We start from the raw sequence: 11,402 nt of genomic DNA on the forward strand, positions 1-11,402 counted from the left end.
GGAGGCACTAAAATGGAACAAACAAAGAAAATAATTCTTTTACTCTGTTTATCACTTCTTATAATTCTAACTACCTTACCATGTGTCTATGCTGAGTCCTATACTCAAGAAGAACTTGAAATAGTTGAATTGACTACAGAATATTCAAGTGTAGGACCTTTTTCAAATAGAGTAGCACGAGTCAAAAAGAATGGTTTATATGGCTTTATTAATATAAATGGCTTGGAAGTGATACCTGCAAAATATCTGTATGCAGATCATTTTTCTGATGGATTAGCTTTGATAAGAACATATCATGGATATGGTTATATTGATAATAGAGGAAATGAAGTTATTTCTGCTAATTATCGTTTGGACTACAGTTTTTCTGATGGGCTTTCCAAGGTTAAAATTAATAATAAAACGGCATTTATTGATAAAACAGGAAAAGAAGTTTTTAGTATTGCAGAGAATTATGCTGACAACTTTTCTGAAGAAATGAGCAGATTTTTAAATGGTTCATCATCTCCTTCAGATGGATTCGTAGTAAATACGGGGAAATGGGGTTTTATTGATAAAAGTGGAAAACTAGCTATACCTGCTATATATGCAAATGTTAATAGTTTTTCTGAAGGATTGGCAGGTGTATATGATTATATAGACGGAAGAAGTCTCGCCGGTTTTATTGATAAAACTGGAGAAATAGTCATTCCTATAAAATATGATTTAGTAAGAAATTTTTCAGAAGGATTGGCTTGGGTTAGAAAAATTGATAAAGGAGAGGCATTTATTGATAAAACTGGAAGAGAAGTGATTTCATTAGATAGTTATGATGAAGTAGAGAATTTTTCAGAAGGATTAGCATTAGTTGCTAAGGATACTGATAATAGTTATTCTACTGGACATTATGGAATAGATAAATATGGTTTTATTGATAAAACCGGAAAGCTAATAATTCCTTTGATTTATGATTCTGCTAAAAGTTTTTCTGAGGGATTGGCTCTTGTAAAAAAGGATGGCAAGTATGGATATATTGATAAAACAGGTAAAGTAGTCATTCCTCTAATCTATGATGATGCTCAAGTTTTTTCCGATGAGTCCGCCTGGGTTAAAAAAGATGGTAAACAGATGATTATTCGCAATCCAATTCTGCTGGATTTGTCATCAGAGAAACAAGCAATACCGAGCAAATCTCGAATATTTGTCAATGGCAAAAAGATAGATTTTGATGCATATCAAATTGATAATAGCAATTATTTCAAGCTTCGTGATATTGCGAAAGCTTTGAGTGATACGGATAGCCGATTTGATATAGTATGGGATAAAGAGAAAAATGCCATTAATATAATTACAGGGAACTCTTACACTGTAGTAGGTGGTGAGCTTGTGGAAGGAGATGGAGTTACAAGGATCGGGAAACTATCCAAGCCCAAAATATATTTAAATGACATTGATATTAGTCTAACCGGATATGTTATTAATGGAAGCAATTATTTTAAACTTAGGGAGTTAGGTCATTTTTTAAAGTTTGATGTATCTTGGGATGGCGCAAGTAATAGTGTTCAGATTAATACAAACTAATATTTAATTTAGTTTTTTGATTTCCATTTGGACAAGGTCAAGGAGCATTCATATATGCGTAACCCCTAGCTACTGAGCCCTGCACTGGTGTGCAGGGTTTTTTGTTGGAATAGATATTTAGATGAGCTTTCTGGCGGTCAAAGGCAAAGGGCATATGTAGCAATGGTTTTGTGCCAAGAGACTGAATATGTACTTTTAGATGAGCCTCTGAATAATCTTGATGTTGCTCGCTCTGTTCAAATGATGGAGCATTTAAGACATGCTGCTGATCAGTTTGGAAGAACAATTCTGACTGTAATGCATGATATCAATTTTGCAGCCAAATATTCTGATAGAATTTGTGCTATGAAAAATGGAAAGATTGCTGCCTTTTTTGATAATAGTACTTTTTATAATATGTAGTAAAATAAAGAAATGTGTTGAAACTTACAAATTATTGGTATATGATGGGAATTAATTATAATAGATAAGGTATTATTTCAGATAATGAAAGAGAACCAGTTATAGTGTTAAACGAGTAAAAAGTGGGGAGGAATAAAAATGAGCAGATATGAAGAAGGGTTAAAAATAATTGAGGAAAGATGTGGCAACGGAAAAGACAATGTTATATCTCTTGCAACTATTGCAATGGAATCCAATTCAGAGGATAAATCCCGTCCTTATGTCCGCGAAGTGGACGCTCTTTATGAAGATGGTGTGTTTTATATTACTACCTGGGCAAAATCAACTAAAATGCAGCAGATAGCTAAAAACCCTGAAGTTGCATTTGCGGTTAGCAACGGATGGTTTTCCGGAAATGGTATCGGTGAGAATCTCGGATGGGTTCTAGAACCGAAAAATGCTGAGATTAGAGCTAAACTTCGTCAAGCATTTGCAGAATGGTATGACGACGCAAATAATGAAAACAGTGAAAACTGCATCATTTTAGCAATCCACATCACAAAAGCAAAAGTAATCGTCGATCATGGTGCGGATTGTTATTATATGGACTTTGTGAATAAAGTAGAGACTGAAGAAGGAAGGATTATATAGAGGCGTTTAAGGTGCAATTATAAATTTGTCATTACTCCATTCTGATATAGGATGGAGTAATGACAAATTTTCTTTTATTTTCTATAACTTACATAAGATTGTTGACATGTCAAAAAAAATATTGTTAATATTAAATTATACTGGTCGGTCAAGATGTTATATGAAATAACAAAGCAAGGGGAAGATTTTATGAACACTATGCACAATATTTACAATGCATTATGGGTCAAATGAATAAGGATGTATTGCATATCAACTGTTATTGAACGTTCAGAATGGTTTATAGATTTGATCGAAACCCATGACGGAGAAGGTGCATAATATTACCTTGTCAAGGGTATTTCTGATTATCTTGACCTTCTTGAAGTTTAGTATGCTATTTAAGGGAGAAATCATAGATTATTCATGATGAGGAGATGTTTTTGTGGCAATTAAAATAGCCATCTGCGACGATAATAAAGAAGACGCAGAGCTTTTAGAAAAAGCCTTATACAATTATGATGATACTTTCGAGATCATTGCCTATAATAACGGGGAAATGCTGATTGATGACTTTCTTGATGACAACATATCTGCAGATATCCTATTTTTGGACATATATATGCCTGGAATAGATGGTGTTAAAACAGCAGAGAGAATTCGCAGCAGAAATAAGGATATAAAGATTATATTTACCTCATTGAGCAAGGATCATTTTCAGCAAGCATATGAAGTCTTCGCCTTTAACTATATTTTGAAACCCTTGAATATTGAACGATTGTATTGTGTGCTGGACCGTGCTCTTGATGAGCTTAGAAGCGAAAATAACTATAAAATCAGTTTTAAATATAAATCCAGCATACATATTATTGATTGGCGAGACATTTTGTACATGGAGAGTCAGGACAAGCTTATTCTGTTCCATATGACCGACGGAAGCAAACTGCAGTGCTATGGCAAGCTGGATGATATAGAACCAAAGCTGCCGGAAGAGTCATTTATAAGATGTCACCAGAGCTTTATTGTAAATGCTGCTCACATTAATAAAATGGGCGAGGCTCATTTCAGCATCGGACAGGTTATGATAAGTATATCTAAGAAGAGGTTAAAGCATGCAAAAGAAAAATATTATACATACTTATTTTCCCATATGGGTAGAGGATATGTAGAATGAGACAATCAAAGTACATAAGAGCTAATCTGATTTTAGGACTGATTTATGTAATATTGTTTACTCATCTCCCTGTAGTTTATACTGTGTTTTACCATAACCTTACCGATGCACCAACAGCAATTGATGGAAATATAAATCTAAATAAGATTTCTCCTGATCAGACAATAGTCCTTGACGGAAACTGGGAGTTTTATTGGAACCGATTGATTGTTACTGATCCTCAGCAGGATGATAAGCCTGATTTTTATATCAGAGTACCGGATTATTGGTCAAAGTACAAAATCAGCGGAAACTGGCTGACGGCTGAAGGATTCGCAAGCTATCGTCTCATACTGCAAGGACTGGAATATGAAAAGCCTGTAACAGTCTACTTGCCTGATTTCGGCAGTGCTTACCGTGTATTTATTGACGGAATTATGACTGCTGAAAGCGGCATTGTATCAAAGAATATTGGAAAAATATATACACAACCCAAAGCAAAGCTTTACCCTGTGACACTGTCACCAGGAGAAGATCATGAGTTGGTAATTGAGGTAGCGACCACAAGATTTTCTGGTCTTTATATGGCACCTGTTTTAAAGGACTATGACCGAACCATACAGGAAAGCAATGTCAGAAACAACATCCGTTTTATCCTGTTTGGAACAGTGTTGATTTCATTTTTTGTGTTGATTGCAATTTATGTATTTTCTCGTAAAGGGAAACATTCTGCCTGGCTTCCAACCATAGCATTTCTAATGCTCATGCGTCTCATGATGACTACTGAATTCTACAGTTTCTGGCAGAAGTGGTTGTTTTTCAATCTATCCTATGAAACTACCAATGAGTTGATGTTCCTTGCAACATTTTTGCTTAAATTTCTATTGATCTTTATGGTACAGGAGCAGTTTGACTTAGCTTTTTCACGAAGAGAGAAGAATAGCTTCTTTAATTTATTACTCTGTGTTATATCTAATATATCTTTTTATACCCAATGGGTTTTATAACCGCTATTTAACTATCCTTTTGCCTGCTTCTGCGTTTGCAATAGAATTTCATATCCTGTTTAAGATATATTATGGGAGAAATAATTTAAAAAAGTACGGTATATTTGTATACTGGGGTTCTATACTTGCTATTTCAGGGCTGATTATTGATTGCTATTATATTAATGGTAATATTTACTTTAATTTATCGCTGGCGCTGATAACTTTACTTTCGGTGTATCTGATGATACTGGGTCTGGTTAACGCATTGCGTATGGCAGAGTTATACAATGAGTATACCATATCTTCTCTTCAGCTTTTACAGGCGAAGAAGCAAATGGATATGCAGAAGGAGTATTATAATGCATTGAGCGAGCAAATAAATGAGATCCGGGAAGTAAAGCATGATATCCGGCACTTTGTAGGTGTAATCAAGAGACTGGCTGAAGATGAACGCTATAATGAACTAATTAACTTTTTAAACGAACTTGCTGAGATTACTGAAACAGACCCGCTTCCCGTATTCTGCGACAATGCCGTAGCCAATTCTATTATGGGCTATTATTTCCTGATGGCAAAGAAAAGCGGTATTCAGTTTTACTGCACCTGCAGTATTCAGAAGCAGTTGTCTATCAGTGACAGTGACCTTTGCATTGTTATGGGAAATGCTATAGAGAATGCTATCGAAGCCTGTGAAAAGCTCGATAATCAGCAAGAAAGGTTTGTATCGGTGGAGGCAAGAATTATAAATAACCAACTGCTTATAAAAGTTGAAAATTCATATGATGGATGTCTTACTCTTCAAAATGGAGGTTTTGTCTCAACAAAGAGAGAAAAGTCCCATGGATTGGGGATGAAAAATATAAGGAGGATAGTAGAAGCTAATGGTGGGTTCATAAAAACAGCATACGACGGGAGTTTATTCACCCTTATGGCAGCATTTCCAATACATTAGAATCATTATTGCCCTGCAAATATTTGCAGGGTATTTTTTATGCCATTTTCGCCAATAAAAGGATTAATTTCGCCATTTAACGTTATAAATAAAAATTCTTTATATAATTTTTTTAGAGGTGATTGCGATGCTTTATCGGATCTACCCACAGACAAGGGCTCAGAAATTTTATCGAGAGTCTCTCAGCGGAATCAAGCTCCCGTATTATACAGTGCTGGAAATGAAAAAGCTTTACCCGGATGGTAATTTTACCGTGATAGGAGAAATAGGTGGCATAGCAAAGCCTAATAATGATGCAGCCTGTCTGCTTGTGGCTGATGGCAAACTAATTCCCATCCTGCCGAGGGGTAGTTTGGTAAAACTCTTTGAATGGGTTGTGGGATATGTTGAAGTGGAGAAAGATATATATCTGGCAGCAATCAGGAGCTTGATTGCCATGTTTACTCACCATAATTAAGCAACTTTGACAAGCACATAAATTTACTTTGCTGCAACCAGGTCATGAAACACATAAGAGAAAATACTAAAAGGAGAGGAGAGAGAAAATGAAGCTAAAAAGTACAAAAAGACTATTATGTATGCTGCTGTGTGCAGCCATGATGCTTAGCATGCTGCCTATGCCTGTGTATGCCTATGTAGGTGCTATGGAGTATAATCCCGGAAATGTGACTGCAGGTGAGGAAACTGTAGGAGGTAAAAAGATATTTTACCTGAAAAATGACTTCATAGGTTTTTACGTCAGCCCTGACGGAAATTTGCATACATACCCGTCGCAGAAGAGCATTAATGAAATTAATTTCGCGGATTATACAGAAAAGAATGTATTTATTATGCAATTTTCTAATGATCAGGAAATATGGCAGACGGATTTCTATAGTGTTTTTCTTGCGACACAGAAAGACATAAAAATTGATGACAGTGATAAGGAAAACCCAAGACTTATCCAGACGATGCACATAGGCGCTGGAAGTTTAGGACATGCTGTTGTAGAAATTTGCTATAAGGTTGTAAAATTGGACCGCGGTGCCCATGACATATATCTTCCAAGGACGGAAATTATTTATAAAGATAGCAAAGACGACGGTACAACCTGGGGTATAGAAGGCAGAGCCACACTTATAGAATCGTCGGGTTTTTTTAGTGGTGATAACCGCCGTTTGCTTTGGACTACAATTCATAGAAACTTTGGTGCTGTTGGACACAACATAAAACCCAATATTCGAATAAACAGGCATATTACAGAATCATATACTAGTGATGGTGTACCAAATAAGCTCTTTTATTCATCGCCGTTGTTTCCCGAAGAATCATATATAAGTGCGGAGAATGTAGACGAGGTCTATACCGATTCCTTTTCTTATGCAAATCAGTTTGTGGCTCTTGACGGATATATAGAATTTACAGGATGGGCCTGGAATGAAGAGAAACAGGATTATGAAGGGATACTATTGGGTGGTGTAGAAGGACATTTAGCAGATAAATTCAATGACTTAAATGATTACGGTATATATCTGAAATATGATGGCAAAGATCTATTCGCTGTCCATGATATAGTAGAAAAAGACTATTATAACTCAAGAGCCTTATGGGGTTTCAGAGATCTTTATTCCAATACTGAAGGTAAAAACCCGCCGCCTGACCCGGTGACTATATCTGGAAATGCGACATATTTGGGAATTGTAAAAGACGGCAGCAAGCTTGTAACAAAACCTGGAAACAGTATGGACGGTCTGAGCAGAGATTATGGAAAAAATCTGCTGGCGGTTTTTCAAGGCGAATTTGAGGAGAAGGAAAACGGAGACTATATATGCAAGGGAAATTCCCTTAGGCTGGCGCCTGCAATAACCGCCTCATGGTCTATTACCGATAAAAGTACGGGAATTGTCATTACTAAAAATGGCGAAATAAAGGCTACCTGAGTAAGTCTGTCTGCACCGACCTTTAAGTTCTATTTGCCGAGGAATGGCAATAAAGATACAAGCCTGAAGTTCAAGTTTGATGATGACAAGATGAAAATTGAAATGGATCCTGAAAACAACGCAGCTATCCTACATCTTGATATCCCAGGCACAGTTTGCAGTGTAGACAGTGTCACCGCTGAAGAAAACGGCAATTTAACCTTTAGCGGAGACATGAGCATGAAGACGCCGGTGTACGATATTGTAGAAATTAATATGAATCGATTAGGTGCAGGCAATAGAGAGGACGGAACCTTTGGTTTCATAGGATTTGAGGCTTCAGGCAAGGTTGACATGAGTGAACTGCTGGGAATGGAAACGGCAGAAGTAGAAGGTGAGATCAACACATTCCCTGGAGAAGAGAGCTATGGATTTGAAATGGAGATAAATGTATATGATTTGCTTGAAGCAGAGGCTAAGCTTAAGCTTAAGCGTATCCAAAACGGCATGCTTTTCCCGGATACGCTCTACCTGTTTACTGCCGGAGAAACCGGTATTCCTCTTGTGCCGCCGGTAGTAGTGGCAGAACTTAACGGTGTTGGAGGCGGCTTTAGCGGCTTTGCCGATACAATCAAAGGTGACTTCTTCGCCATTCCTCCTGCCAGGTTATCCCTTTCTGCTAAGGCAACAGTACTGGAAACCGTAGAGGGTAAGGCAACAGTGACAGTTGGTCCGGGTTATTATGGAGCAACCCTGGAAGATGTGAAGATACTGAAAGCTGATATAATCGAAGAATTCAGCATATATCAGGAGCTTGCAGGGGATATACGAACATACAAAGGCACTCAATATAAAGGGTTCAAGCTAGGTGGTGGAATGAGCATATTGCTTTGCATACCAAAGCCTGAAGATAAGGCATGGATCAAGGCAGGCGGAGAGGTTAATGCTTTTGCCTTTGTTGATGCAGATAAGTTTGCATCTGGAGCAGATGTATATGTCCTTGTTGATGCCAGAGGAAACATAAGAGGGAAGATACAGATACCAGATGATGTGCCTTTGGTTGGAGGTTTTACCTTTGCCAATAAAAAGCTCGATTTTGTAATTGGAGGACAGACAGTATTCCCAAATGTAAAATTGAATACGTCTTCATTCAAAGATATGATGAATGAAATAGGAAATACTGCAAGGGGCGGAATAAAAAATGCTGCATATTATGGAGGAGTTGCTTACAGCAGTGATTTTTTAGGAATAAAATATCGAGTATACTATCTGTTCAGAAGCGGAAACGGACATAATGTAGGCTTTGAGTTTGGATCAATAAGCGAGGAGTTTAACCCATTCCCCAAGGATTTAAATGCATATAACAGGAGCATATTCATAGACGAAGAAACAGGCGAACGAGTAGGTATATTGGTCATGGGAGACAACATGAAGCTGCTTACAGCAAGTGCCGCCTTGAACGATGCTGATACAGTTGCAATGGCGGTCTATGGAGGAGAAAATTATGATACAGTTGTGGATGCGGTTTACGGAGAGCCTTCTTCAATAGGTATTGCTTCAGTTGTGAAAAACGATGCTGAAAATGAAGGTGTAACCCTTGTTCAGGTGGGTGATAATGAAAGAGAATATATAGTGACTATAGATGGTGAAAAGATTGACATCGACAATTTGTTATTCCGATTGGTGCCAAAGAGCGGAAATACAGAGGATTTAATCGAGGAACTCAAAGTAAAGAAAAATGACGAAACTGACGTTAGTCTCATACGTGCTGTAATTGATGGTAACGGTGACATTGAAAATAAAAACGAAGCAAATATGGTCGTTAATCCCAATGATGTTGTTATAAAGCTTAAAGAAGCAGGCAACTATACGATTTCCAACAAAGATATGGATTTTGACATAGCATGTATTTATGCAACCCCATATGCTTCCTTCAATAACATGGAGTTGAAAGGCAGCAGTTTGGAAGGAAAAGTAATAGATCGAACTGACAATACTGAATATATAATCCAGACCTATTTAGGAAATGAAAAAGGCGGTACAGATTATTTATTAAGTCAGAGTGAAGTGACATCCGAAAATATTAATGAAACCCTTAATCTTATTGGTAATATTGCTCCAACGGGAGAATATTACTTGACCATAACTTTACTGGAAAAAGTTAAAGATGATTTTGACGGTAATGGAAAAATCACTGCAGAAGAGTTTGTATACTTGCCTTTGGATACCCATGAATTTGACACAACAGTAAGCTATACAAACAATGAACAACCAGACAAGCCTCAAATTGTGAGCCTTGAATCCATAGGAAGCGAAGTTATGCGCGTTAAATGGAAGGCTCCTGCTGTAGGAGATGTAGACGGCTATATCATAAGCTTGTATCAAGAGGAAAACGGCAAGTATGTTTCTACCGGCATGGGTTATCAGCTTGAAGCGGCTAATCTGACACCGGAAGGTGAGGTATATTCATTTGATATGGCTTTGACCGTAGGAGATAAGGATTATCATTTGGAAGCGGACAAGAAGTACAAGGCAGGTATTGCAGCATTCAAGTATCTTATAGACAGTGACAATGACGGGAAAAATGATACCTCAATGATAGAAAGTGAAGAAGCTATGAGCGAGGCCAAGCTGCTTCCAAAAGCAAAATTCCCGGTGCTTACTTATAACCCGGCTTTCTCCGGCGATGGAATGAAACTTATCTATGTCAGCGGTAAGAAGGATATTACAATAGAATCTGATACTGATGCTAAAATTGTTGTGACCAGAATGGATAATGGCAGCGTTGTAGAGGAAACATCAGGATTTGAGAAAATACTGACCTTCAGCACTCCGGATGATTTTACAGGTGCCATCAATCTCAAGATCACTGCTGTAAATGAACAAGGTGATGTTACTGTTGACTACATCGGAATAAGGATGACGGATACAGCGCCGACTATCTCCTTGGATAATCCGGTATTCAAGGCGAATTACTATGACGGCAAATTCACGATAACAGGCCATACTGAAAGCGGAACGGTGGTAAGTGTTACTAGTGACAGTAATTCTGTTGCAGAATTGGAAGCAGTTGAAGTGATAGCCGATGAAAAAGGAAAATTCAATATTACTGGTAAGCTTTATCCTGAAGTTGGTGTAAACGAAAGCATATCGATACCATTGGTAGCAAGAAATGCGGCGGGCTTATTCACAGGAACGACTGCACTGGTTTCTAGGGGTGAAAAAACCAATAATAATGACAACGACAGAGATGACAGTGATAGAGAAGACAGAAGAAGCTCCACAAATGTAAATACATCACAGATAACTACTGATAATCAGTCAAATAAGCCGTCGGTGGCAAAGATGAACGTATCCGGTACAGTAAAGGATGGTGTTCTCTCTGCAAAGATTACCGAGCTGTTGGTTAAGGATGCTGTAAATGCTGCGCTGAATGCGGCTAAGCAGTCAGGTAAGGAAGCAGAAGGAATTGCAGTGGAAATTACAGTTGAAGGAAGCGGCACAGGTGACAGCATGAGTGTCAGCTTGGAAGCTGGGGTTATGGATCTCTTGAAAGAAGCAGGCGTGAAGTATGTCAAGTTCGGTTCCTCTGTGTTTGATATAACCCTTGACAGTGAAGCTATTGCTGAGATTGATAGACAATCAAGCGGTGCTGTTACGGTTTCTGCAAGTGTGCAGAAAAAGTTGTCTAATGAAGCAAAGAGACTCATAGGTAATCGACCAGTGTTTGACATCACAGTTGGATATCAGAAGAACGGTAAGACAGAGTATGTTACAAACTACGGAAATGGTAAGGTTTCCCTGGGTATACCGTATAAACCTGAAAGAGGTGAAAACAC

8 protein-coding genes and 1 pseudogene are annotated in these 11,402 nt (G+C 37.8%); all 9 read left to right on the forward strand.

Annotated elements, in window-relative coordinates; genetic code table 11:
• The coding region (locus tag ACESM9_RS11615; RefSeq protein ID WP_372998639.1) for a WG repeat-containing protein at positions 1-1,560 on the forward strand (1,560 nt) is incomplete at its 5' end.
• 108 nt (positions 1,561-1,668) lie between these two features.
• A pseudogene (locus ACESM9_RS11620) lies at positions 1,669-1,932 on the forward strand (ATP-binding cassette domain-containing protein); the annotation flags it as partial.
• Between the two features lie 168 nt (positions 1,933-2,100).
• Positions 2,101-2,592, forward strand: coding sequence for a pyridoxamine 5'-phosphate oxidase family protein (locus ACESM9_RS11625; RefSeq protein ID WP_372998642.1), 492 nt, complete (start codon positions 2,101-2,103; stop codon positions 2,590-2,592).
• Positions 2,593-3,016: 424 nt separating this feature from the next.
• Positions 3,017-3,745, forward strand: a complete 729-nt coding sequence (locus tag ACESM9_RS11630; protein ID WP_372998644.1) for a LytR/AlgR family response regulator transcription factor — start codon at positions 3,017-3,019, stop codon at positions 3,743-3,745.
• Positions 3,742-4,731 carry a hypothetical protein gene (locus ACESM9_RS11635; protein ID WP_372998647.1) on the forward strand — a complete coding sequence of 330 codons (990 nt, stop codon included), beginning with the start codon at positions 3,742-3,744 and terminating at the stop codon, positions 4,729-4,731. Before ACESM9_RS11630 ends, ACESM9_RS11635 begins: the two co-directional genes overlap by 4 nt.
• Positions 4,732-4,954: 223 nt before the next feature.
• Positions 4,955-5,665: a sensor histidine kinase gene (locus tag ACESM9_RS11640; RefSeq protein WP_372998650.1), complete on the forward strand. Its 711-nt coding sequence runs from the start codon at positions 4,955-4,957 to the stop codon at positions 5,663-5,665.
• Positions 5,666-5,885: 220 nt separating this feature from the next.
• Positions 5,886-6,122, forward strand: a complete 237-nt coding sequence (locus tag ACESM9_RS11645) for a hypothetical protein (RefSeq protein WP_372998654.1) — start codon at positions 5,886-5,888, stop codon at positions 6,120-6,122.
• A gap of 88 nt (positions 6,123-6,210) precedes the next feature.
• On the forward strand, positions 6,211-7,584 hold the full coding sequence (locus ACESM9_RS11650; protein ID WP_372998657.1) for a hypothetical protein: 1,374 nt from the start codon (positions 6,211-6,213) through the stop codon (positions 7,582-7,584).
• Positions 7,585-7,617: 33 nt separating this feature from the next.
• The coding region (locus ACESM9_RS11655; RefSeq protein WP_372998661.1) for a fibronectin type III domain-containing protein at positions 7,618-11,402 on the forward strand (3,785 nt) is incomplete at its 3' end.

It is taken from the genome of Lutispora sp., assembly GCF_041687175.1.
Classification (GTDB): Bacteria; Bacillota; Clostridia; order Lutisporales; family Lutisporaceae; genus Lutispora.